The organism is Yersinia vastinensis (assembly GCF_902726565.1).
Classification (GTDB): Bacteria; Pseudomonadota; Gammaproteobacteria; order Enterobacterales; family Enterobacteriaceae; genus Yersinia; species Yersinia vastinensis.
This window is the reverse complement of sequence record NZ_CACVAF010000015.1, coordinates 41,030-65,827: the sequence shown is the minus strand read 5'-3', so window position 1 is coordinate 65,827 and position 24,798 is coordinate 41,030. Positions and strand designations below refer to the sequence as shown.

Below are 24,798 nucleotides of genomic sequence, written 5' to 3'. Positions count from 1 at the left end.
TTGCGCTCACTTATTATCAAGCTAGAGTATTAAACCTCAGGATGCATCCGAAAGTGATAACGAGCTGATTTAATCATTTATGGATATTTTCCACTGTGCCTAAAGGGAGTTGTCATGTTCACGGTCTATCATTCTAATCAACTGGATTTGCTCAAAGCGCTCACCACCGCGCTGATAGAACGAGAACCGTTGGATAACCCTTTCCAGCAAGAAGTGGTGCTGGTTCAAAGCCCTGGAATGGCGCAATGGTTGCAAATGCAACTGGCACAGCAATTTAGCATTGCAGCCAATATTGAATTCCCATTGCCCGCAACCTTTATCTGGGAGATGTTTACCCGTGTATTACCGGGGATCCCGAAGGAAAGTGCATTTAGTAAAGATGCAATGACATGGAAGCTGATGTGGTTACTGCCTGATTTATTGGAAAATCCGGCATTCTCTCCGATGAAACGCTATTTAAGTGATGATGGCGATAAACGCAAAATTCATCAACTTGCCGCCCGTGTAGCTGACCTTTTTGACCAATATTTGGTGTATCGTCCAGAGTGGCTTGAGAGCTGGGAGCGTGGTCAACTGATTGACAATTTGGACGATGCCCAGCAGTGGCAAGCCTTATTGTGGGTCGAGCTTACGCGCTATACCCGTGAGTTGGAGCAACCGGAATGGCATCGTGCCAATCTATATCAGCGTTTTATCCGCACCCTACTCGAGTCTGATGTATGCCCAGCAGGGCTACCCAAAAGGGTATTTATTTGCGGCATATCTGCATTGCCCCCTATCTATTTACAGGCTTTACAAGCGCTGGGTAAACACATTGATATCCACCTGATGTTTACTAACCCATGCCGTTATTTCTGGGGTGATATTCAGGATTATGCCTTTTTGGCGAAACTGCAAAGCCGCAAACGCAGACATTACCGTGAGTCGATAGACGTAAAACTATTTCGGCACCCTGAAAAGGCAGAACAGCTATTTAATGCTGAGGGTGAGCAAGACCTGAGTAACCCGCTACTGGCTTCATGGGGCCGGCTTGGGCGAGATCATATGTATTTATTGTCTCAGGTTGATGAGATCCAAGAGGTGCATGCTTTTGTTGATATCGATCCGGATAATTTATTGCATGGTATTCAGCACGATATGCTGGAATTAGAAGATAGCGCCATTATTGGTACCACACCGGAAACCTTAGCCCGCAGTGACCAGAAACGAGAATTACAACTGAGTGACCGCTCACTCAGTCTGCATGTTTGCCACAGTCCGCAACGCGAAGTCGAAGTTCTACAAGATAATCTATTGAAATTATTAGCAACTGACTCAGAACTGACTCCACGTGACATCATCGTGATGGTGGCGGATATCGATAGTTATACCCCTTATATTCAGGCCACATTTGGCAATGCTACAGGGGATCGCTATTTACCGTTTGCAATTTCTGACCGTAAAGCCAGTCAGGCCCATCCCGCGCTCCAGGCGTTCATTACGCTATTGGACTTACCTCAGAGCCGCTTCACATCTGAGCAAGTATTAGCATTGTTGGAAGTCCCCGCCTTAGCGAACAAATTTAGTATTACTGAAGATGGATTACGCCGCTTGCGGCAGTGGGTTGGGGAGTCAGGTATCCGTTGGGGATTGGATGATGACAATGTGAGGGAGCTGTCCCTGCCTGCAACCGGCCAACATACTTGGCAGTTTGGTATAACTCGCATGTTGTTGGGTTACGCCATGGACAGCACCGCGGGGGATTGGCAGGGGGTTCTGCCTTATGACGAATCTAGCGGTCTAGCCGCAGAACTCGCCGGGCAATTGGCTGATATGTTGATGCAACTTAGTCAGTGGCGACAGCAATTAAGTGAACCTCGTGCGCTGTGCGAATGGTTACCACTTTGTCGTCAATTATTGGACACCTTCTTCGAGTCCGATGCAGAAACAGAAGCCGTTTTGGTTTTGATTGAACAGCAATGGCAGAAAGTTATCAGCTACGGTATTGCTGCCCAATATCCCGATATCGTGCCACTGAATCTGTTGCGTGATGAACTGGCTTCGCGTTTGGATAATGAGCGAATCAGCCAACGCTTCCTCGCCGGGCCGATCAACTTCTGTACATTGATGCCGATGCGCTCCATCCCATTTAAAGTCGTGTGCTTATTGGGAATGAATGATGGCGTCTACCCACGAACACTGCCGCCGCTGGGTTTTGACTTAATGGCAAAACAGGTTCGCCGGGGTGATCGTAGCCGTCGTGACGATGATCGCTATCTGTTCCTTGAAGCCCTGCTTTCTGCTCAGCAACAGCTTTATATCAGTTATATCGGGCGTTCTATTCAAGACAACAGCAAGCGCTACCCTTCAGTGCTGGTCAGTGAATTGATTGAATATATCTCACAAAGCTATCATTTGCCGGGAGATGAAGCACTCAGTGCAGATGAAAGTGCCAAGCGCGTTATCCGCCATTTACTCTGCTGGCATGCTCGGATGCCATTTTCCGCAGAAAACTTTATTCAAGGCAGTGAATTGCAGAGTTATGCTGCGGAATGGCTGCCCTCTGCTGAGTCTAAAGGGCAGGCACATCCACAATTTAATCGGCCATTACCGCCCGAACACTTACCTGAAATCACATTGGATGAATTAATTCGCTTCTATCGTCATCCAGTTCGAGCATTTTTCCAACTGCGCTTGGGGGTTAACTTTGTGATTGAAGAAACAGAGCTACCCGATGAAGAGCCATTTACCTTAGATAATCTTAATCGCTACCAGTTTAATACTCAGTTGCTCAATGCTCTGATAGAGGACAGTGACATCACCACGGTGTTCTCCCGCGCCCGCGCGGCAGGCAGTCTTCCTTATGGTGCCTTTGGTGAGCTGTATTGGGAAAGCCAGCAAGAAGAAATGGTGCCATTGGCAGAACAAATTCGGGCCGAACGTAAAGAGAACCAGAGTATTGAGTTGAATATTGAATTGGGTGAAACCACGCTTACCGGATGGATTCATCAGATTCAGGAGGATGGGTTAATTCGTTGGCGGCCTGCGGCACTTACTGCTGTCGATGGACTTTTGTTATGGATTGAGCATTTAGTGTATTGCGCGGCGGGGGGAGAGGGCGAAAGCCGGATGTATGGGCGTAAAGGAACCGGGTGGCGCTATCCTTGTCTGAGTGCCGACGAAGCTCGGCAATATTTGCAGCAACTCATTACCGGCTATCAGCAAGGCATGTGCGAACCTCTGCTTTTGTTGAGCAAAAGTGGTTGGGCATGGTTGAGCCAATGCTTTGATCGTGAGTCTGGCCAGATCTTGTGGGATGAAGAAACACAAACGAAAGCCCGGATGAAACTGTTACAAGCGTGGCAAGGTGATCAGCGGATCGCTGGTGAAGGTGAGGATCACTATATACAAAGGGTTTTCCGCCTGATGGATAACCAACATCTCGACATGATATTACACGAAACTGAACGTTATTTATTACCGATAGCCCGTCATAATAAGGCGTGAGAATTGCTCATTAGCAAAGCAAGCTATTCAATACAAGAAGCCGGGTATGTGCTTTAGCGGCGATTTTAGGGGTTAGGGGAGAAACGGAATGCATAAACAGTTTGCCCGGTTCATTGGCATATTTTTCTTATTGGGTTTGTTAGCTCCACTGAGTTGGGCTAAAACACCTGCATGGCAACCACTGGCAGAAGCTATTCACAAAAGTGAACATGATCTGCGCAAATATCAGGCAATAAAATTGCCTAATGGTATGACTGTACTGCTTGTTTCTGATGAACAAGCACCAAAGTCTTTGGCGGCTGTTGCATTACCTGTCGGATCACTGGAAGATCCCAATAACCAACTGGGTTTAGCTCACTATTTAGAGCACATGTTACTGATGGGATCTAAGCGTTTCCCTGAACCCGGCAGTTTCTCTGAGTTTTTGAAGAAACATGGCGGTAGCCATAATGCGAGCACGGCCTCTTATCGAACCGCCTTCTATCTTGAAATTGAGAATGATGCCTTGGCCCCAGCGGTTGACCGTCTGGCCGATGCCATTGCTGAACCACTGTTAGACCCGATTAATGCTGATCGTGAACGTAATGCGGTGAATGCTGAATTAACGATGGCCCGCTCCCGAGACGGCATGCGAATGGCACAGGTTAATGCTGAAACTCTTAATCCAGCGCACCCGAGCGCACGTTTCTCTGGCGGTAATCTAGACACCCTTAAAGACAAGCCAGATGGCAAATTACATGATGAGCTACTGAGTTTCTATCATCGTTACTACTCTGCCAATCTGATGGTGGCTGTACTGTATAGTAATCAGCCTTTGGAGCAGTTAGCGCAATTAGCGGCTAATACTTTCGGCCGTATTCCAAATAGAGATGCGACAGTACCGCCGATTACAGTCCCGGCGGTCACTCCCGATCAAACTGGCATTATTATCCATTATGTCCCGGCCCAGCCTCGTAAGCAGTTAAAAGTAGAGTTTCGCATTGAAAACAACAGTGCAGAGTTCCGTAGCAAAACAGATACCTATATTAGCTATTTGATTGGCAATCGTAGCAAAGATACGTTGTCTGACTGGCTACAAAAACAAGGTTTGGCAGAGGCAATTAATGCCGGTGCAGACCCCATGGTTGACAGAAATGGCGGTGTATTCTCCATTTCAGTCTCACTCACCGATAAAGGCTTGGCGCAGCGTGATGTCGTCGTAGCAGCCATTTTTGATTACATCAACTTGCTGCACAAAGAGGGCATTAAACAGAGCTATTTTGATGAAATCGCCCACGTCTTGAATCTGGACTTCCGCTACCCCTCAATTACGCGGGACATGGATTACATTGAGTGGCTGGTGGATATGATGCTACGAGTACCTGTAGCACATGTGCTAGACGCGCCTTATCTGGCTGATAAGTACGATCCTAAAGCCATTGCAGCTCGGCTGGCTGAAATGACGCCAGAAAATGCCCGTATCTGGTTTGTTAGCCCTGATGAACCGCACAACAAAGTCGCTTATTTCGTTGATGCCCCCTATCAGGTGAATAAAATCACTCCGCAAGAAATGCAAGAATGGCAGACGCTGGGGAAAGGTATCCAACTGAACTTACCCGCACTGAACCCTTACATTCCGGATAGCTTCTCTTTAATTAAAGCTGACAAAAATATTACCCGGCCACAGAAAGTGGCAGAACAACCCGGCTTGCGAGTGTTTTATATGCCAAGTCAGTATTTTGCTGACGAACCGAAAGCCGATATCTCAGTAGCTTTTCGCAATCCTCATGCATCGGATACCGCTCGTCATCAGGTATTGTTTGCCTTGACGGATTATCTTGCTGGCCTGTCACTCGATGAATTGAGTTATCAGGCATCTATCGGGGGGATAAGCTTCTCGACTGCACCGAACAATGGTCTGTATGTCAGCGCAAATGGTTTCACACAGCGAATGCCACAGCTGCTGACCTCCTTAATGGAGGGTTACTCCGGGTTTACACCAACAGAAGAGGAGCTCATACAGGCTAAGTCTTGGTATCGCGAACAACTGGAAGTTGCTGAGAAAGGCAAAGCCTATGAACTGGCTATTCAACCCGCTAAGTTACTGTCTCATGTTCCCTACTCAGAACGCACTGAACGGCGCAAATTGTTGGATACCATCAGTGTGCAAGATGTTGTGGCCTACCGTGATGCTTTGCTTAAACAATCTGCAATGGAAGTTCTGGCTGTAGGCAATATGACCGCCCAACAGGTAACTGATCTGGCTGAGTCGTTGAAAAAACAACTGAGCCTCACTGGTAACACTTGGTGGACGGGTGAAGATGTGGTGGTTGATAAGGCTCAGTTAGCTAACATGGAACGGCTTGGCAGCAGCTCTGATGCTGCTTTGGCAGCGGTCTATATTCCGACTGGATATACCGAGATTAAAGGGATGGCCTACAGTGCCTTGTTGGGGCAAATTGTTCAGCCGTGGTTTTATGATCAACTACGGACAGAAGAGCAACTGGGCTATGCGGTATTTGCCTTCCCAATGTCGGTTGGCCGGCAGTGGGGCTTGGGCTTCTTGCTGCAAAGTAACAGTAAGCAACCTGATTATCTCTATCAGCGCTATTTGGCTTTCTATCCACAGGCTGAAAAGCGCCTGCGTGACATGAAATCGGCAGATTTTGAGCAATATAAGCAGGGGTTAATTAACCAATTACTGCAACGCCCACAAACGCTGGATGAAGAAGCCAGCCGTTACAGTAATGATTTTAACCGCAATAATTTTGCGTTTGATAGCCGTGAGAAAATGATTGCTCAGGTGAGGCTCTTGACCAACATTGCGTTGGCAGATTTCTTCCAGCAAGCCGTCATCAAACCGCAAGGCTTAGCGCTGCTTTCTCAAGTTAAAGGCTTAGGACAAACAACTGGTGGGTATGCAGTGCTTAAGGGTTGGACAACCTATCCAACAACCTCTGCCTTGCAAGCAACCCTACCGCAGAAGGTATTGGCTCCATGACATCAATCACTCCCCAGCGGCTGGAGCCGCTAACGCTCCCCTTGTATGGTGAGAGGCTGATTGAGGCTTCTGCCGGTACGGGTAAAACTTTTACCATTGGGGTTCTTTATCTCAGATTGTTGTTGGGCCTAGGTGGGGAGGCTGCGTTTCGACGCCCCCTAATGGTTGAGGAAATCTTAGTGGTGACCTTTACCGAAGCGGCAACAGAAGAGTTAAGAGGGCGAATTCGCGACAATATTCATGAGTTGCGTATCGCGTGCGTGCGGGGAGTCAGTGATGATCCAATGCATAAAGCTTTATTAGCTGAAATTATCGATTTGGGCGAGGCCGCAGCACAGTTGCTAGCGGCAGAGCGCCAGATGGATGAAGCGGCCATTTACACGATTCACGGCTTTTGCCAGCGAATGCTGGCGAACAATGCATTTGAGTCCGGCATTTTATTTGAACAAACATTAGTGCAGGATGAGCTACCACTACGTAGACAAGCTTGTGCTGATTTCTGGCGGCGTCATTGTTATCCACTGCCCTTGGCTATCGCTCGAGCGGTCAGTCAGGAATGGAGCGGGCCAGAGGCTCTACTCAAAGACCTTTCTGCATATTTGCAGGGAGAGACCCCAAAGTTTCGTCAAGCGCCGGGTGATGATGAAACGATACTCAGCCGACATCAGCAAATCGTGGTGCAAATTGATACAGTTAAAGAGCAATGGCGTACCGCGGCTCATGAGTTAGAGGCATTGATTAGTCACTCTGGTGTAGATAAACGCAGCTACAGCGCTAAACATTTACCTAATTGGCTAGAAAAAGTCGGGATTTGGGCAGAACAAGAAACGGGTGATTATCAATTACCCAAAGAACTGGAAAAATTTCGCCAGTCAGTATTATTTGAAAAAACGAAAAAAGGGGCCGCCCCCCAACATGCTTTGTTCAGTGCGATAGATCAGATATATGAACAGCCGCTGACCTTAAGGGATCTAATTTTAGCCCGAGCGATTAGTGAAATACGCACTAGCGTCCAGCAAGAGAAACGGCAACGAGCAGAATTGGGGTTTGATGACCTACTCAGTAAACTGGATACAGCATTACAGCAAGCGGGTGGGGAGCTACTGGCGCAAACCATTCGTACCCGTTACCCCGTAGCAATGATTGATGAGTTCCAGGATACCGACCCCCAACAATACCGTATTTTCCACACTCTTTATGGTGGGCAAAGCGATTGCGGCCTATTACTGATTGGGGATCCTAAACAGGCGATTTACGCTTTCCGTGGCGCAGATATTTTTACTTATATTCGTGCTCGTTCAGAAGTAAGTGCCCACTATACACTGGAGACTAACTGGCGTTCATCTTTCCCGATGGTGCAATCAGTCAACAGGCTTTTTAGTTTGGTCGATGTTCCTTTCTTATTTGAACAAATTCCTTTTATCAATGTGACACCGGCTGAAAAAAATAGTCAATTGTCATTTGAAATTAAAGGGAAAAAACAACCAGCGCTATCTTTCTGGTTACAGCCGGGAGAAGGTGTTGGGGTTAGTGAATACCAACAATTAATGGCGCGCCAGTGTGCGGCTCAAATCCGTGAATGGTTAACTGCAGGCCAGCAAGGGCTGGCCCAATTAGTCACGGGTAAAAGCTCAAAGCCGGTTCAGGCGTCGGATATCACCATATTAGTACGCAGCAGGGCAGAAGCGGCTTTGGTGCGTGATGCGCTAAGCGCATTAGCCATCCCATCAGTTTACTTGTCCAATCGTGACAGTGTATTTGATACGACAGAAGCCAAAGATTTACTGTGGTTATTGCAGGCGGTGCTTGCCCCTGAGCAGGAACGGGCACTACGCAGCGCTATGGCGACCGGCATCTTAGGGCTGGATGCCAAAATGTTGGATGAATTAAACCACGATGAGCGAGCTTGGGATGCTTTAGTTGATGAATTCGATCGCTATCGCCAACATTGGCAGCATCGTGGCGTGTTGCCAATGCTACGTGAGATAATGGCCCGCCGTCATTTAGCTGAAAATTTGCTTGCTACCCCCGGTGGTGAGCGTCGGTTGACAGATGTGTTGCATCTAGGGGAATTATTGCAAGAGGCGGCATCACAACTTGATAGTGAGCACGCACTAATCCGCTGGCTAGCACAACAAATAGCACAGCCAAATAACCAGTCAGATAACCAACAATTACGTTTGGAAAGTGACCGCCATTTAGTGCAGGTCATTACTATCCATAAATCGAAAGGGCTGGAATATCCGTTGGTATGGCTGCCTTTCGTGGGCAATTTTCGTCAGCAGCAAGATGTGCTCTATCATGACCGCCACAGTTTTGAAGCATTATTGGATCTGAATGCCGACGATGAGAGTCAAGCCTTGGCGGAAGAAGAGCGCTTGGCGGAAGACCTACGGCTATTATATGTGGCACTCACTCGTGCGGTTTATCATTGTAGCGTGGGTATTGCTCCGCTGATTAAAGGCGGGCGAAAAAAGCAAGGCGACAGTGATATGCACCTCAGTGCCTTGGGCTATCTGGTACAACAAGGTAAAGCAGGTGATGCACAGTATCTGGCCGACAAACTCACAGAGCTGGCGACACTTGCTGGAGGGGATATCTCGGTTTCACCCGCCGGGCAACTAAGTGAGACTCCTTGGCAGCCACAGCCGGAGGAGGTTCCTTCCCTTGCTGCTCGTCACTTTAACCGACAAATACAAGATTACTGGCGCGTGACCAGTTATTCCGGTCTACAGCAGCATGGCTCCAGCAAAAATAGCCTATTACCGGCATTGAATGTGCCTTTACAGGAGTTATTACCCCGGCTGGATACCGATGCTGCTGGCGAGCAAGCACTGATAACCGAGCCCCATTTAACCCCGCATACTTTCCCGCGCGGCGCAGCACCGGGGACTTTCCTTCATGATTTGCTTGAGCCATTGGATTTTAGTCAACCCATTGAGCAGGAGTGGCTTTCCGAACAATTACAGCAGCAAGGGTTTGGTGAGCAATGGTCACCTATGTTGTATCAGTGGCTAAATGACATTGTACACGTCCCACTTAATGAAACCGGTGTGACACTGGCGGAGTTAACACCACAGAGCAAACAAGCGGAATTACAATTTTATCTGCCCATTGACACGCTGCTACAAGCCCGAGAGTTAGACACCTTAATTAAACACTACGATCCACTCTCTCGTCAGTGCCCGGTATTGGATTTTCAGCAAGTCCGTGGGATGCTCAAAGGGTTTATTGACTTGGTTTTCTGTTGGCAAGGTCAGTATTACTTATTGGATTACAAATCCAACTGGCTGGGAGAAGACAGCAGCGCTTACACCGTGGAGGCGATGACCCAAGCCATGGCTGAACATCGCTATGATCTGCAATATCAGCTTTATACCTTGGCATTACACCGCTATTTACGTCATCGGTTAGCCAGCTATGACTATCAACGTGATTTTGGTGGCGTCATTTATCTCTTCCTGCGTGGTATTGATAAGCAACATCCGGGTAACGGCATTTTTAGTTGTCGCCCAGCGCAGGAGTTGATTGAAGGAATGGACAGTTTATTCAGTGGATTTACCTCGGTAGATGAGGGGACATCAATATGATGATGCTACTGGAGCAAGCTGTTCGAGACCATTTACTACGTCCTCTGGATGTCCAGTTCTCACGTATGATAGCTGCTGATAATGACCCTATGCTGCAATTAGCGGCCGCTATTCTCAGTGCTGAAGCTGGGGCGGGGCATGTGTGCTTGCCATTAAGCTATTTACAGGCGGATGAGTTATTTGGTGGGCGGCAACCAGAGCTATCGCAAGCGCTATGGCAGGCGGCGGGAGCGCCAGATAAATTGCGTTGGGCACAAGTACTAAATAACGCGCCTGCGGTCAGTGATGGATCGCAGCCAACACCGCTCGTCCTACATAATGACCGTTTGTATTTGCAGCGGATGTGGCAGTACGAGGGGGATGTGGTGCGCTTTATTGCCAGTGATAATGCCGCTTCATTCATCAACGAAACCAGAGTAGTAAATGAAACGTTATTGAGAGAAACCCTTGATAACCTCTTTGGGAAGGCTGGCCCTGAAATTGATTGGCAAAAAGTGGCCGCCGCCGTCGCAGCCACACGTCGAATTTCAGTCATTTCTGGTGGGCCGGGCACGGGCAAAACGACCACAGTCGCAAAGTTATTGACCGCACTGATACAACTTAGCCAAGGGCAACGGTTACGTATTCAACTAGCAGCCCCCACTGGTAAAGCCGCGGCACGCTTGACCGAATCACTGGGCAACGCTATTCGGCAACTTCCACTGACTGATGATGAGCGCAAGTTATTTCCTGAACAGGCCTCTACTTTGCATCGTTTGCTAGGGGCTCAACCTAACAGCCAGCGCCTACGTTATCATCAAGGTAATCCATTAAGCCTTGATGTGCTGGTGGTTGATGAAGCCTCTATGGTGGATTTACCCATGATGGCGCGGCTTATTGCTGCATTACCAGAGAAGGCTCAGGTGATTTTTCTTGGTGACCGTGATCAGTTAGCTTCCGTTGAGGCGGGGGCGGTACTGGGCGATATTTGTCGCTTTGCTGAATTAGGCTATAGCAGCACTCGAGCGGCACAATTAGCACGCTTAACAGGCTGTACGCTGGCGGGTCAAATACCTATTGGTGATGTGCAGAGCGATACAGTCAATGTCCGTGATAGTTTGTGTTTGCTACGCAAGAGTTACCGTTTTGATGAAAAATCCGGTATTGGGCAGCTTGCTTTGGCCGTGAATGCAGGCAAATATCGGGACGCATTATCCGTTTTAAATGGGGCACATTCTGATATCGAGCATTTTTCTCTCGCTGACGCCGATGAGTATCAGGCATTGCTGGAAGACTGTGCTACTGGTTATCAGCACTATCTTCAACTGGCGACCACTGGCGCGCATACTGCTGATGTGTTATCAGCATTTGGTCGTTATCAGTTATTGTGTGCATTACGTACCGGGCCATTTGGTGTCAGTGGGTTAAATGAGCGGGTTGAACAGTTATTGCATCGTAAGCGCTTAATTGAACGCCCCGTAGGGCCATCAGGGCGCTGGTATGTCGGTCGGCCTGTCATGATTGGGCTTAATGACAGTGCTCTTGGTTTGTTCAATGGTGATATTGGTATTGCGCTAATTGACGGTGAGGGGGAGCTGCGAGTGCATTTCCAGTTGCCAGACGGCAATATAAAATCAGTACAACCCAGCCGCCTTCCTAGCCATGAAACTGCTTATGCGATGACCGTGCACAAGTCTCAGGGGTCGGAGTTTGAGCATACAGCGTTGGTATTACCCAATACTTTTATGCCAGTGTTGACCCGAGAGTTAGTTTACACCGCGATAACACGCGCCCGACAGCGCTTAACGCTGTATTGCAGTGAGGCGGTATTGAGCCATGCGATACGCACACCAACTCTTCGCCTTAGTGGATTGGTTGATCGTTTGAATGCGCTGAAGAAATAATACTAAGGGGGCTATTGCCCCCTCATCACCATCAATGACCGACTACAAATCCGCCAACATAATTTTTGAGCGGCGCTGATAGTTATACAATTCTTGTTTTTGAATCGGTAAAACCTCAACTTCTGCTGGGGTAAAACCGCGTTCTTGGAACCAATGAATACTGCGAGTAGTTAACACAAACAGTTTTTTCAGGCCCATCTGCCGCGCTTGATTTGCGACCCGCTTGAGGAGCATTTCACCTCGAGAAGAGCTGCGATAATCCGGGTGCACTGCAACACAAGCCATTTCCCCTATTTGCTCCTCAGGGAATGGATAAAGCGCGGCACAGGCAATAGTCAGATTATCCCGCTCAATAATAGTGAACTTATCAATTTCCATTTCAAGTTGCTCACGTGAACGCCGCACCAAAATACCTTGTTGTTCAAGTGGACGAATCAATTCCAATATGCCACCGATGTCATTGATAGTTGCGCGGCGAACTTGCTCCGCACTTTCCATCACAATCTGGGTGCCGATCCCATCACGAGAGAATAGCTCTTGAACTAATGCGCCATCTTCTTGATAACTCAGTAAATGGCTACGGCGTACGCCACTGCGGCACGCTTTCACCGCTCCACGCAGAAAACGGACTGTCCCCGAATTGTAGTCACCCTCTTGCTCCAGGTCTTCAATTCGCTTTTGCGCTTCGTTTGGAAACAGTTCTGAAATGATATTGCCTTCGTTGTCTGTCACCCCTTGGGATGAGCAGAAGCCGATCATCTTTTCGGCTTTTAGTTTAATGGCTAATTGAGTGGCAACTTCTTCAGATGTCAGATTAAAACTCTCACCAGTAACGGACACCGCAACAGGCCCCAGTAATACAATAGCGCCATTATCCAATTGGCGATGAATAGCATCTTCGTCGATTCTACGGATGCGTCCGCTATGGCAATAATCAACACCATCATCCACCCCCAGAGGTTGGGCAATGATAAAATTGCCGCTGACGACATTGATATGCGCGCCTTGGAGCGGAGTATTATTCAGGCTCATTGATAATCTTGCCGTAATATCCAACTGCAATAGGCCTGCGGCCTGTTTGACCATTTCCAACGTGCGGGCGTCGGTCACCCGAGTATGCTTGTGATAAATAGGTTCGTAGTGGTGCTGTGCCAAATTGGCATCGATTTGTGGGCGGGCGCCGTATACCACGACCAGCCGGATCCCAAGGCTATGCAACAACCCTATATCATTAACGATGTTTGAGAAGTTTTCATGCTCAATCGCCTCGCCACCCAGCATGACAACAAATGTCTTGCCGCGGTGTGCATTGATATAGGGAACTGAGTGGCGAAATCCTTGAACCAGTTCAGTACTACGTTCCTTCACGGCAGACCCTCTTTGAATTTTTATTCGATATTTTTGTATTTTTATTCTTTTTTGATCAAGATGGCAAGCAGGAAATTGCTATTAAATGCATATGTATGGCACATGTGTATTAATAAATTGAATAACATAAAAATGTTTTTCTGATGACAGCAGGGGGGCGATTAGTTAAAGTTTTTCCTCGTTAATTTTTTTTGTTCGATTTTTATTCATATTTTGGTAGTTACTTTGGAGTTACATGGCAGATTCAAATCATAATTCTGGGCGTCGCCGTCTACTACAAGGTGCTGCCGCAGCCTGGATGCTTAGTGTCACCCGGGTTGGATTTGCTGCTTCCTCACATATTATTGCTGTTAGGGTCTGGCCTTCCTCAACCTATACCCGGGTAACGCTGGAATCCAATACGCCACTTAAATATCGTCAGTTCGCTTTGACGAACCCAGATAGGATTGTGGTGGATATAGAAGGTGTGCACCTCAATAGCGTTCTGAAAGAAATTAGCACTCAAGTACAGTCCGGTGATCCTTACTTAAAGCAGGCGCGAGTAGGGCAGTTTGATAAAAACACTGTCCGACTGGTACTGGAGTTGAAGCAAAGCATCAGCCCACAATTATTTACGCTTAAGCCTTTTGCAGAATTCAAAAATCGTTTAGTCGTCGATTTGTATCCGCAAGAGGGGACAACCTCGGCAGAGGATGACCCGCTGCTGGCGTTATTAGAGGATTACAATAAAGGCAATGTGGAGCGCACATTGCCCGCAGAAGCGCCTAAAGCGGGTAAAGCAGGGCGAGATAGACCCATTGTTATCATGCTCGACCCTGGGCATGGCGGAGAAGACCCCGGTGCTATTGGTCGAAATAAAACTCGCGAAAAAGATATTGTGCTGCAAATTGCCCGGCGGTTGCAGGCATTGATAAAGAAAGAATCAAATATGCGGGTGTTTATGACCCGCAATGAAGACGTCTTTATTCCTTTGAAAGTGCGGGTGGCTAAAGCCCGTAAGCTACGTGCAGATTTATTCATTTCGATCCATGCCGATGCTTTCACTAATCGAGCTGCCAGAGGCTCCTCAGTATTTGCATTATCGACCAAGGGGGCAACCAGTACCGCAGCACGTTTCTTGGCTCAAACACAGAATGAAGCCGACCAGATTGGTGGGGTCAGTAAGAGTGGGGACCGCTATTTGGACCATACCATGATTGATTTACTGCAAACTGCAACCATCAATGACAGCCTGAAATTTGGCAAAGAAGTGCTAAACCGTATGGGGAAAATCAATAAGCTTCACAAGAATAGTGTTGATCAGGCTGGTTTTGCTGTATTGAAAGCACCGGATATTCCGTCAATTTTGGTTGAAACGGCGTTTATCAGCAACTTGGAAGAAGAGCGAAAATTGCGAACTAGCCATTTCCAGCAGCAAATTGCGGAGTCTATCTTTGCGGGTATCAAAGCTTATTTTGCTAATGGTGGGGCGATGGCACGGCTTTAGTCTTTGGCACATGGTCATTGACTGATATATAGCAGGACTAGGATAGCCCTGCTTAGGGATACGTTTATCGTCGATTGGACGCCAGAAACAAAAAAACACCCTTGAGGGTGTCTTATAGCGATATAAAGATGATTAAGAATTGGTTGCGGGGGCCGGATTTGAACCGACGACCTTCGGGTTATGAGCCCGACGAGCTACCAGGCTGCTCCACCCCGCGTCCGATTGAGCGCACTATACTCTGGATGAGATCTGTTGCAAGTAGTTTTGCCACTTAATTAGGGTAAATAGGGTTTTTCGATTAATTTATCAACTATCTGTTTCCTTTTTCCCCACAACCATGCCAAGGGGATTTTTTTCCACCTGCTGATTCCTTTATCTATAGGCGTTTGTTATCGTTCGCCAGTAGATAAAATAAGTAAGAGAAGGCGTGAAATGACGAGTCGTTGGGGCAAATACCTACTGAGTGGAATAATGATTGCTGTATTGGCCGGTTGCCAATCGCGCCCAACAGATCGCGGGCAGCAATATAAGGATGGGCGTCTGGAGCAATCACTGGAACTGGTGAATGAGCCGAACGCGACAGGTAAGCCAGTCAACGCAAAAGATTATTCTGATCAGGTGAATGTGATTAACCAATCTTCACCGGGTCTCTATAACCGTAATAGCAATACTTTCAATGCGGTTCAAAATTGGATGTTAGCAGGCGCTGATACCAGTAAATTAAGTTTGTTTGGGTTAAATGCCTATCAGATGGAAGGGGTCGATAATTTTGGTAACGTGCAATTTACCGGCTACTACACCCCGGTACTTCAGGCGCGTTACACTCCACAAGGTGAGTTCCGCCACCCACTTTACCGCATGCCAGCCAAAGGAAAGCGCCGTTTACCTGATCGGGCGGCTATTTATGCAGGTGCTCTGGATAATCGTAATTTAGTTATCGCCTATACCAATTCATTGGTGGATAATTTTATGATGGAAGTACAGGGCAGTGGCTATGTTGATTTTGGTGATGGCCGGCCTCTGACCTTCTTCGGCTATGCGGGTAAAAATGGCCATGCATATCGCAGTATTGGTAAGGTCTTGATTGATCGCGGCGAAGTTGCCAAAGCTGATATGTCAATGCAAGCGATTCGCCACTGGGCTGAAACTCACAGTGAAGCTGAAGTCAGAGAGTTATTAGAGCAAAACCCGTCCTTTGTGTTCTTCAAACCGGAAATGTATGCGCCCGTGAAAGGTGCCAGCGCTGTGCCATTGATTGCCAAAGCTTCGGTCGCTTCAGATCGTTCACTGATCCCACCGGGAACCACATTGCTGGCAGAAGTCCCTTTGTTGGATAATCAGGGGAAATTTACCGGCCAGTACCAGATGCGCTTGATGGTCGCTTTGGATGTAGGTGGTGCAATTAAAGGTCAACACTTTGATATTTATCAGGGGATTGGGCACGACGCAGGACAAGCTGCTGGTTTCTACAACCATTATGGCCGAGTTTGGGTGCTGAAAAATGCCCAAAGTGGTGGGCCACTGTTTACGGCTTATCAAGGTAATAAGGCAACGGCGCCATCGGGTGAAAACCCGTCTCTATTAGTGAGTAATCAGGGCCAATAAATAGAGTGGTTTTTATTTTTCTCAGGCGGCCAATGGGCCGCTTTTGCATTCGTATTGTTTTTCTAAGTTGTGAAGGTAATAAGGTTATGAAGGTAACAAGTCGATGAGCACAACCTATTCCGAAGCTTACCAACAGCGGTTTGGTGGTATAGCACGTCTATATGGACAGCAGGCGCTGACGCTTTTTTCACAAGCGCATGTTTGTGTCATCGGTATTGGTGGCGTGGGTTCATGGGCGGCAGAAGCATTGGCACGCACTGGCATTGGTGCAATTACTTTGATTGATATGGATGATGTTTGCGTTACCAATACTAATCGCCAGATCCATGCTTTACGGCACAATGTTGGGCAGGCCAAAACCGAAGTGATGGCAGAACGGATTCTGGCTATTAATCCGGAATGCAAAGTAACTTGTATTGATGATTTTATTACTGCAGATAATGTTGCAGAACTTTTAGATAACAATTTTAGCTATGTTATTGATGCTATTGACAGTGTAAGGCCAAAAGCGGCGCTATTGTCTTATTGCCGTCGCTATAAAATCCCAGTAGTGACGACGGGGGGAGCAGGTGGACAAATCGACCCTACCCGCATTGAAGTGGTGGATCTGGCGAAAACAATTCAAGACCCACTGGCAGCGAAATTGCGAGAAAGACTGAAGAATGATTTCAATGTGGTGAAAAACAGCAAAGGGAAATTGGGGATAGATTGTGTTTTCTCCAGCGAACCCTTGGTTTACCCACAAAGTGATGGTTCTGTATGCGCATCCCGTAGTACTGCTGAAGGGCCGAAGAAGATGGATTGCACTTCAGGTTTCGGCTCGGCGACGATGGTTACCGCCACATTTGGCTTTGTCGCCGTCTCACACGCATTGAAGAAAATGATGGCGAAAGCCGCACGCCAGGTACAATAGCTACTCAGGTATATGTGTGCGGTTAACAAAATAATCTTGTTACTTCAATTAGTTAGTGTATTTTTCGGCAATGGTTTGGACACCTTGTGCCAGCGCCTGTAAACCGCTGGCACGTGAAGTGCTTAACTGTTGGCGTAATCCCAATTGATCAAACAGTATCAAGGGGTCTTGCGCCAATACCTGCTCTGGAGTTTTGCCTTCTACAGTCGTTAAAATAACTGCCAATAATCCACGAACAATCCGCCCCTCACTGTCACCATAGAAATGTAAGCTGCCGTCTGGCAGGCGTTCATGCCCAAGCCACACTCTGTTTTCACATCCTGTGAGTTCCAACTCATTTTGCTTTAATGACTCAGGCAGTGGTGGTAATTGCTTGGCGAGCAAGATTAACTGGCGATAACGATCTTCCCACTGTTTCTGAGCACTGAATGTTTCAAGCAGATGAGCTGCGGTAATATCGTGGCCAAATGGGTGTGGAGCAATCATCATCTTCTCATTTTATGGTTAGTTAAATTATTCGAAATTATAAGCTGTTAGCGCCTAATCTTGTAATAGCGCGAGCGCTTTGGTGATTGCAGAGCACAGGACTTCAACATCGTTCTCGGTATTGTAGGGGGCAAAAGATGCACGCAAACTACCACTCACGCCCAACGCGGCCATTAATGGTTGGGCACAATGTTGCCCAGCTCGCAGTGCGATACCTTGTTCGGCGAGCAACGTCACTAAATCGCTGTGGTGAACACCATCAAATGTAAACGCGAGTAAACTTGATTGCTGACAACGGAAGCTACGAAAACCCGGCAAGTTAGCCAGTTTATTCTCGGCTAAGGTGGCTAAACTTTGGCTATAAGCTTCGGCCTCTTCCAAATCAATATGTTCGAGCCAACTGAGAACTGCTGAGAGACCAATCACACCAGCAATATTGGGCGTACCCGCTTCAAAACGGTATGGTACTTCGTGAGGAGTAAAACCACTGAATGAAGCATGTGTCAGCATTTTCCCGCCGCCTTGCCATGCGGGCATTTCGCTCAGTAATTCAGATTTGCCGTACAGGGCACCAATGCCTGTTGGTCCATATAATTTATGGGCAGAAAATGCATAAAAATCAATATGAAGAGCTTGAACATCGGCGGGGCTATGAACGATACCTTGTGCACCATCCACGACCACAATGCAGTCATACTGATGGGCGAGTTCAATGGCCTGAGCCAACTGCGGACAACCACCAGTCACATTAGACATCTGCCCCAGCGCTAAGAGCCGAGTTTTCTTATTGAGTAACCGTGGCAATTGCTGTAAATCCGGCAGATTATCCGGACCGATGGGTAATTTAACTATTTTGGCCCCGGTCTGTTCGGCAACCATAAGCCAGGGTATTAAGTTCGCATGATGTTCTGCTTCACTGACAATGATTTCATCCGCTGCCTGTAGACGAGGCCGAGCGTAGCTTTGTGCTACTAAGTTAATGGCCTCAGTTGTCCCTCGTGTCCAAATGATATTTTCTGCATCCGGCGCATTGATAAAGTCAGCTACCTGTTGGCGGGTTTCTTCAAAACGAACAGTCAATGATAGCGCCGATTGATGCTGGCTACGATGCACAGTTGCAGAATCTTGCTGATAAAACAGCTGAGTAGCCTCAATCATGGCGCGTGGCTTCAGCGCTGTTGCTGCACTGTCCAGATAGATTATTTCGTCGTTGATTGCCGGGAATTCCTGGCGAAAATCTGTTGGATTAAAAGCCTTCATATTGTTGTTTATATCCTTTAATTGGCTTCGGAACTGTCTCATTTTGCCCATAATCAGCCGACTAATGGCCCTGATGGCTGGCAATATGACATGAGCGAGTTATGCTGAATAGTAACGGACATAACCATTTGTCTGGTAATGGAAACGAGTTTTTCAGCATTTTAATCTGCAAGGAGTCACCCATGAAAAAGACAGCTGCCGTAATTTCTGCACTTATGCTCACTTTTACCTTAGCAGCCTGTTCAAGCAACTATGTTATGCACACGAATGATGGTCGCACTATCGTTGCTGATGGTAAACCTAAAGTAGATGATGAAACAGGGATGATAAGCTATACCGATGCCAATGGCACTGAGCAGCAAATTAATCGTTCAGAAGTGAAAGAGATGGCTGAAGGTAATTAGTTGATCCCCTTCGTACTACTTAAATTTAAGCTTTTGCTCTGTGCAATATAAAGCGGGCGCTTACATTTAGGTCTATTGAACATAAGTCAGCCCCAAAATAGGGCAAAAAAAAAGCACCGCAAAAATTGCGGTGCTGCATAAAATCACTATGGACAGACAGGGTAAATGTACAGGAAGTGAAAAAAAACAGTAGCTTGGCTACTATGTCTGGTACACCAGACCATTTGCAAACACAACATCACAACCACAAAGCCAAAAGCATTTCAGTACCTGGATACTAAACCTACTTTTCGTTCCGGCTTGGGAAGTGCCGTCACTATAGGTATTTACTGGCACATCCTCAACGGACAATTTATAATGTCTCGGATTACAAAAACTAATAAGTAAACAAAGGGTTTCATCTCGCGATGAGCCGTTATAAAAAAGTATCCAATTCATGTCAAAACGATTACCACCACTGAATGCTCTGCGGGTTTTCGATGCGGCCGCACGCCACCTGAGTTTTACTAAAGCTGCTGATGAATTATTTGTCACTCAAGCGGCTGTTAGCCACCAGATAAAGTCACTGGAAGATTTTCTTGGACTAAAACTGTTCCGTCGCCGTAATCGCTCTTTATTACTGACCGAAGAGGGGCAGAGTTACTATCTCGATATCAAAGAGATTTTTACTTCCATCAATGAAGCCACGCGAAAATTACAGGCGCGCAGTGCGAAAGGTGCCCTGACCGTCAGCCTTCCCCCTAGTTTTGCTATCCAATGGTTGGTTCCTCGCCTGTCTGGATTTAATGCGGCTTATCCCGGTATTGATGTCAGAATCCAAGCCGTTGACCGTGAAGAAGATAAACTTGCCGATGATGTGGATGTGGCGATATTTTATGGCCGAGGAAATTGGACCGGCTTGCGCACTGAACGTTTATATGCCGAATTCTTGCTTCCCGTGTGCGCACCGAGCCTGTTAATGGGCGAACATGGGTTAAAAGTGCCATCAGATCTGGCTTATCACACCCTATTGCATGATACTTCCCGCCGAGATTGGATGGCGTATACCCGTCAACTGGGTGTACCACAAATTAATGTGCAACAAGGCCCGATATTTAGCCACAGTGCGATGGTGGTTCAGGCCGCTGTTCATGGGCAAGGTATTGCGCTGGTGAATAACGTGATGGCGCAGTCCGAGATCGAAGCCGGGCGATTAGTGTGTCCGTTTAATGATGTGCTGGTAAGTAAAAATGCTTTTTATCTGGTTTGTCATGACAGTCAGGCAGAACTGGGTAAAATAGCCGCCTTTCGTCAGTGGATACTGGCAAGAGCTGCTAGCGAACAGGAAAAGTTACGCTTTCGCTATGACAACTAATTTTGATTATCACTAGGCGATTTAACGATAACTCTATCTAATTTAAGGTTAATGACGATGAATGGTCGTTTAATGCTGATATTTGCCGCCCTGAGCGGGTTTTTCTATGTGGCTTTTGGCGCTTTTGGTGCCCATGTATTGAATGCCTCTTTGGGGCCAAATGAGATGGCTTGGATTCGTACCGGGCTGGAGTATCAGGGGTTCCATACGTTGGCAATCCTGGCACTGGCTGTTGCCATGCAACGGCAGATAAGTATTTGGTTTTATTGGAGTGGAGCCTTGTTAGCACTTGGAACACTACTCTTTAGCGGCAGTCTCTACTGCCTGGCTCTATCACACCTGAAATTGTGGGTATATATCACGCCAATTGGCGGAGTATGTTTTCTGGCGGGATGGATTTTGATGTTGATTGGCGCGCTGCGTCTAAGAAAAAGGGCAGAACGCCATGAATAATAAGATTGCTTTGTATTGCCGCTCTGGCTTTGAGAAAGAGTGTGCGGCAGAGATTACTGCTAAGGCAGCCCAACTTGAGATCTTTGGCTTTGCGCGAGTCAAAGAAAATAGCGGTTATGTGTTGTTTGAATGCTATCAATTGGAAGATGCGGATCGTCTGATTCGTGAAGTCCCATTCCGTGAATTGATCTTCGCCCGCCAGATGATGGTGGTGGGTGAGTTATTAAAAGATTTACCGCCAGAAGATCGCGTCTCACCTATTGTTGGCATGTTGGTGGGGGTTATTGAAAAAGCGGGCGAACTGCGTGTTGAAGTTGCAGATACTAATGAAAGCAAAGAGTTACTTAAGTTCTGTCGTAAGCTGACAGTGCCGCTGCGTAATGCTATGCGTGAACAGAAAATTCTCTCTGCCCGTGAGAATCCTCATCGTCCAGTTGTGCATGTGTTCTTTATTGCCTCTGGTTGTTGCTATGTTGGTTATTCTTATAGCAACAATAACTCGCCGTTCTATATGGGAATTCCACGCCTTAAATTCCCTTCAGAGGCACCAAGCCGTTCGACCTTAAAATTGGAAGAAGCTTTCCACGTATTTATCCCCGCGGATGAATGGGACGAGCGTTTAGCTAGTGGTATGCATGCTGTTGATTTAGGGGCTTGCCCCGGTGGTTGGACTTATCAATTAGTGCAGCGCAGCATGATGGTTCAGGCTATTGATAATGGCTCAATGGCACAAAGTCTGATGGATACCGGGCAGGTAACACATCATCGCGTTGATGGTTTTAAATATGAGCCAACGCGCAGCAATATTTACTGGTTAGTATGCGATATGGTCGAGAAACCGGCCAAGGTGACCCAACTTATCACTAAGTGGTTAGTTAACGGGTGGTGCCGTGAAGCTATTTTCAATCTGAAGTTACCGATGAAAAAGCGTTTTGAAGTTGTTTCAGAGAATCTGGAAATGATGGATGAGCAACTGAAAGAAAATGGCATCAACGCGCATATTCAGGCCAAGCAACTTTATCATGACCGTGAAGAAGTTACGGTACATGTACGGCGAATCTGGTCAGGCGTGCCTGGCCGCCGAGATGAGCGTAACTAGCTCAATAACGTTGGCGTAGTGTTATATTTAAAGAAGGGATCAATGGATCCCTTCGCTTTTATATAACCGCTATCTTCAAACTGCAGGTTTGTTGGCTGCATTCATTCACTCAAGTCATTGCGTTATCTGAACTCCTCGAGTTCACTCTGTTACCACCTACCTGCAACTCAAAGTCTATTGGGTATAAGCTGATATTATTTATTCAAACGCAACTGCTGCAAATTGCCAGTTAAGGGCAAATCAGTTTTTAGTGTGGCTATTTGTTTGCAAATAAAAGCCATTTCTTGATGTTCTTGCAGTTTTTTACGCCATTTTTCCGGTATAGAATCCAGCCCCTGATAAAGTTCCTCCAGACTACTGGCTTGTTGCAGTAATAGCGCTGCCGTTTTTGCTCCGATACCGGCGACCCCAGGAATTTTGCTGCTACTGATCCCAGCCAGTCCCCAGTAATCTGGCAATTGATGTGGTAATACACCAAATTCTTGTTTTACAAATGGTATATCTAGCCAGCGTTTTTGGAAATAATCTCGAATCTGCACATTCGGCGCGAGCAGTTGGCAGTAGCCTTTGTCAGTAGAAACGATGGTTACCTGATGCCCGGCCCCACTTATCTTTGCTGCCAATGTAGCGGCCAGATCATCGGCTTCATTGCCCGGCGAATGCCAACAATTAACGCCTAATGAAGTGAATGCTTCACGGATAAGGGGCATTTCCTGTTGCAGATTATCTGGCATCGGCGAACGGCCCGCTTTGTAATCGGGAAGGCATTGATGACGCCAGCTATCAGAACGATCATCCTCATCAAAAACGGCGACGGCATGAGTCGGTTGGCTGTGCTGAATTAATTGTTGCAGCCCGTGCTTGCAGGCATTTACACAGGGTGAACCTTGTACCGCATGAATGCGACGGATTAGGTTAAGGGCATCAACAATAAGAAGGTGGATTTGCATGACCTGTCTTGAACAGTTATTAAGGCAGAGTGATATCGGGCAGTGCAAGCACCACCCGGTGAAGTTATTTATTCTCTAGCTGCAAATTTCATAGCAAGGTGTATAAGCACTACCCGGTAATTTCATTCGATACTGGGCAATAAAGCCTTGCAACAGTTGGTCCATTTGCTTCATCAGTAGTGGGTCACCGTGCAATTTGAACGGCCCATGAGCTTCAATAGCATGGATCCCGACTTCTTTGACGTTGCCGGCCACAATCCCAGAGAAAGCACGGCGTAATGCTGCGGCCAGTTTTTCGGGCGGTTGATTGTGGGATAAATCCAAATTGGCCATGTTTTCATGTGTTGGCTCGAACGGATGTTGCAAATCAGGTTCGATACGGATGGACCAGTTGAAGCTATAAGCATCGCCAGTATTACGGCGATTTTCTTTGACCAATGGCATCGCTTTTTTCATCTGACGGGCGACTTCATCTGGATCATCAATAATAATTTTATAGTATTTACGCGCCTCATCACCCAGCGTATTCATGATGAACTCATCCACGACCCTGAAGTAATCCGCGCTCTCTTTTGGCCCGGTCAGGATCAGCGGCAACACCTGTTCGCTGTTGGCCGGATTCATCAGAATCCCTAACAAATAGAGTAACTCTTCAGCCGTACCTACGCCGCCAGGGAAAATAATGATCCCATGAGCAATACGGACGAAGGCTTCCAGCCGCTTTTCAATGTCTGGCATGATAACCAATTCATTAACCAGTGGATTTGGTGGCTCGGCTGCAATGATTGAAGGCTCTGTCATACCGATAAAGCGACCTTGTCTGTAACGCTGTTGAGCATGGCCCACCGCAGCCCCTTTCATGGGGGCTTCCATTGCTCCTGGCCCACAACCAGTACAGATATTTAACTCCCGTAAACCGAGTTGGCTGCCAACTTTGCGGGCATATAGATATTCGACTTCATTGATTGAATGCCCACCCCAACAAACAACCATATTAGGTTCTTCATCAATATGCAGCGCGCGGGCATTACGTAGGATGGAGAAGACCAAGTTGGTCAAGTGGCTGGAGCTTTCGGTATTCAGATGCTGATGGTGTTCAGCACTTACAATTTGACCATTCACAAATAAAATATCGCGCAAGACGGCAAACAGGTTTGCCTGTAGTGAGCGGATGATTTTACCATCAACAAATGCATGTTCTGGTGGATTAACCAGCTCAAGTTTTACGCCTCGTTCACGACGCAACACATTGATATCAAAGGTTTCGTATCGAGATAGTAGCTCTTTGCTATTATCGGTCAGACTACCGGAATTAAGAACGGCCAATGAGCAATTACGAAATAAACGGTACAGATCACTGCTTGCTGTACGCTTGAGCATATCCACTTCGAGCTGTGACAACAGATCCATTGAGCCGAGTGGGCTGACATGTGTAATCAAAGTTACTCCTTTACACCCCTGAAGGGTGCTAGTACCTGTGT

Annotated in this window: 16 protein-coding genes and 1 tRNA gene; 11 read left to right on the top strand and 6 right to left on the bottom strand. The window is 47.2% G+C overall.

The genetic code is table 11. From position 1 onward, the window contains the following. Positions 1 to 114: 114 nt before the first annotated feature. The 4 genes from recC to recD all read left to right on the top strand — a co-directional run bounded on the left by recC (position 115) and on the right by recD (position 11,939). Positions 115 to 3,486, top strand: coding sequence for an exodeoxyribonuclease V subunit gamma (gene recC / locus HUZ92_RS18475; protein WP_145579476.1), 3,372 nt, complete (start codon positions 115 to 117; stop codon positions 3,484 to 3,486). 88 nt (positions 3,487 to 3,574) lie between these two features. Continuing rightward, positions 3,575 to 6,466: a pitrilysin gene (gene ptrA / locus HUZ92_RS18470; RefSeq protein WP_145525121.1), complete on the top strand. Its 2,892-nt coding sequence runs from the start codon at positions 3,575 to 3,577 to the stop codon at positions 6,464 to 6,466. Beyond that, complete coding sequence (recB, locus tag HUZ92_RS18465; RefSeq protein WP_145579475.1) at positions 6,463 to 10,056, top strand: exodeoxyribonuclease V subunit beta; 3,594 nt, start codon at positions 6,463 to 6,465, stop codon at positions 10,054 to 10,056. Before ptrA ends, recB begins: the two co-directional genes overlap by 4 nt. A 2-nt stretch (positions 10,057 to 10,058) precedes the next feature. Then, positions 10,059 to 11,939, top strand: a complete 1,881-nt coding sequence (recD, locus tag HUZ92_RS18460; protein ID WP_409350116.1) for an exodeoxyribonuclease V subunit alpha — start codon at positions 10,059 to 10,061, stop codon at positions 11,937 to 11,939. Between the two features lie 42 nt (positions 11,940 to 11,981). Here the strand turns inward: recD and argA are convergent, their stop codons facing one another. Next, entirely contained in the window at positions 11,982 to 13,307 is a 1,326-nt protein-coding gene (gene argA, locus HUZ92_RS18455; RefSeq protein WP_145579474.1) for an amino-acid N-acetyltransferase, read from the bottom strand. A 235-nt stretch (positions 13,308 to 13,542) separates the two neighbouring features. Between argA and amiC the strand changes: the two genes are divergently transcribed. Then, positions 13,543 to 14,793 (top strand): N-acetylmuramoyl-L-alanine amidase AmiC, encoded by a 1,251-nt coding sequence (gene amiC / locus HUZ92_RS18450; protein ID WP_050098095.1) that lies wholly within the window; start codon positions 13,543 to 13,545, stop codon positions 14,791 to 14,793. A gap of 140 nt (positions 14,794 to 14,933) precedes the next feature. Here amiC and HUZ92_RS18445 read toward each other — a convergent pair. Beyond that, positions 14,934 to 15,010 (bottom strand) — tRNA-Met (locus HUZ92_RS18445). 215 nt (positions 15,011 to 15,225) lie between these two features. On the opposite strand from HUZ92_RS18445, the gene mltA reads away from it, so the two are divergent. Further along, positions 15,226 to 16,398, top strand: a complete 1,173-nt coding sequence (gene mltA, locus HUZ92_RS18440) for a murein transglycosylase A (protein ID WP_050098096.1) — start codon at positions 15,226 to 15,228, stop codon at positions 16,396 to 16,398. Between the two features lie 103 nt (positions 16,399 to 16,501). Further along, complete coding sequence (gene tcdA, locus HUZ92_RS18435; protein WP_050098097.1) at positions 16,502 to 17,311, top strand: tRNA cyclic N6-threonylcarbamoyladenosine(37) synthase TcdA; 810 nt, start codon at positions 16,502 to 16,504, stop codon at positions 17,309 to 17,311. A gap of 48 nt (positions 17,312 to 17,359) precedes the next feature. On the opposite strand, the gene csdE is transcribed toward tcdA, so the two are convergent. Continuing rightward, positions 17,360 to 17,800, bottom strand: coding sequence for a cysteine desulfurase sulfur acceptor subunit CsdE (csdE, locus tag HUZ92_RS18430; RefSeq protein ID WP_050098098.1), 441 nt, complete (start codon positions 17,798 to 17,800; stop codon positions 17,360 to 17,362). Positions 17,801 to 17,851: 51 nt separating this feature from the next. Continuing rightward, a complete protein-coding gene (gene csdA / locus HUZ92_RS18425; RefSeq protein ID WP_174846874.1) occupies positions 17,852 to 19,057 on the bottom strand; it encodes a cysteine desulfurase CsdA in 1,206 nt (401 codons plus the stop codon). Between the two features lie 182 nt (positions 19,058 to 19,239). Here csdA and HUZ92_RS18420 point away from each other — a divergent pair, with 182 nt between their 5' ends. The 4 genes from HUZ92_RS18420 (at position 19,240) to rlmM (ending at position 22,367) form a co-directional block, all read left to right on the top strand. After that, positions 19,240 to 19,461, top strand: a complete 222-nt coding sequence (locus HUZ92_RS18420) for a YgdI/YgdR family lipoprotein (protein WP_032910246.1) — start codon at positions 19,240 to 19,242, stop codon at positions 19,459 to 19,461. Between the two features lie 436 nt (positions 19,462 to 19,897). Beyond that, complete coding sequence (locus HUZ92_RS18415; protein WP_050098100.1) at positions 19,898 to 20,815, top strand: transcriptional regulator GcvA; 918 nt, start codon at positions 19,898 to 19,900, stop codon at positions 20,813 to 20,815. Between the two features lie 57 nt (positions 20,816 to 20,872). Next, positions 20,873 to 21,268 carry a DUF423 domain-containing protein gene (locus HUZ92_RS18410; RefSeq protein WP_072086527.1) on the top strand — a complete coding sequence of 132 codons (396 nt, stop codon included), beginning with the start codon at positions 20,873 to 20,875 and terminating at the stop codon, positions 21,266 to 21,268. Continuing rightward, entirely contained in the window at positions 21,261 to 22,367 is a 1,107-nt protein-coding gene (gene rlmM / locus HUZ92_RS18405) for a 23S rRNA (cytidine(2498)-2'-O)-methyltransferase RlmM (RefSeq protein WP_050098101.1), read from the top strand. The genes HUZ92_RS18410 and rlmM overlap by 8 nt, the downstream gene beginning before the upstream one ends. 194 nt (positions 22,368 to 22,561) lie before the next feature. On the opposite strand, the gene xni is transcribed toward rlmM, so the two are convergent. Both xni and ppnN read right to left on the bottom strand, forming a co-directional pair. Beyond that, positions 22,562 to 23,317 carry a flap endonuclease Xni gene (xni, locus tag HUZ92_RS18400; protein WP_050296113.1) on the bottom strand — a complete coding sequence of 252 codons (756 nt, stop codon included), beginning with the start codon at positions 23,315 to 23,317 and terminating at the stop codon, positions 22,562 to 22,564. A 75-nt stretch (positions 23,318 to 23,392) separates the two neighbouring features. Continuing rightward, the gene (gene ppnN / locus HUZ92_RS18395; RefSeq protein WP_050098103.1) at positions 23,393 to 24,757 is read right to left on the bottom strand and encodes a nucleotide 5'-monophosphate nucleosidase PpnN; all 1,365 of its coding nucleotides are present in this window, start codon (positions 24,755 to 24,757) and stop codon (positions 23,393 to 23,395) included. Positions 24,758 to 24,798: the final 41 nt, after the last annotated feature.

Coding starts and splice junctions, on each gene's coding strand:
- recD (WP_409350116.1), top strand. CDS start 10,059: ATGCTACTGGAGCAAGCTGTTCGAGACCATTTACTACGTCCTCTGGAT.
- amiC (WP_050098095.1), top strand. CDS start 13,543: ATGGCAGATTCAAATCATAATTCTGGGCGTCGCCGTCTACTACAAGGT.
- rlmM (WP_050098101.1), top strand. CDS start 21,261: ATGAATAATAAGATTGCTTTGTATTGCCGCTCTGGCTTTGAGAAAGAG.
- tcdA (WP_050098097.1), top strand. CDS start 16,502: ATGAGCACAACCTATTCCGAAGCTTACCAACAGCGGTTTGGTGGTATA.
- ptrA (WP_145525121.1), top strand. CDS start 3,575: ATGCATAAACAGTTTGCCCGGTTCATTGGCATATTTTTCTTATTGGGT.
- recC (WP_145579476.1), top strand. CDS start 115: ATGTTCACGGTCTATCATTCTAATCAACTGGATTTGCTCAAAGCGCTC.
- recB (WP_145579475.1), top strand. CDS start 6,463: ATGACATCAATCACTCCCCAGCGGCTGGAGCCGCTAACGCTCCCCTTG.
- HUZ92_RS18410 (WP_072086527.1), top strand. CDS start 20,873: ATGAATGGTCGTTTAATGCTGATATTTGCCGCCCTGAGCGGGTTTTTC.
- xni (WP_050296113.1), bottom strand. CDS start 23,317: ATGCAAATCCACCTTCTTATTGTTGATGCCCTTAACCTAATCCGTCGC.
- HUZ92_RS18420 (WP_032910246.1), top strand. CDS start 19,240: ATGAAAAAGACAGCTGCCGTAATTTCTGCACTTATGCTCACTTTTACC.
- HUZ92_RS18415 (WP_050098100.1), top strand. CDS start 19,898: ATGTCAAAACGATTACCACCACTGAATGCTCTGCGGGTTTTCGATGCG.
- csdE (WP_050098098.1), bottom strand. CDS start 17,800: ATGATGATTGCTCCACACCCATTTGGCCACGATATTACCGCAGCTCAT.
- mltA (WP_050098096.1), top strand. CDS start 15,226: ATGACGAGTCGTTGGGGCAAATACCTACTGAGTGGAATAATGATTGCT.
- csdA (WP_174846874.1), bottom strand. CDS start 19,057: ATGAAGGCTTTTAATCCAACAGATTTTCGCCAGGAATTCCCGGCAATC.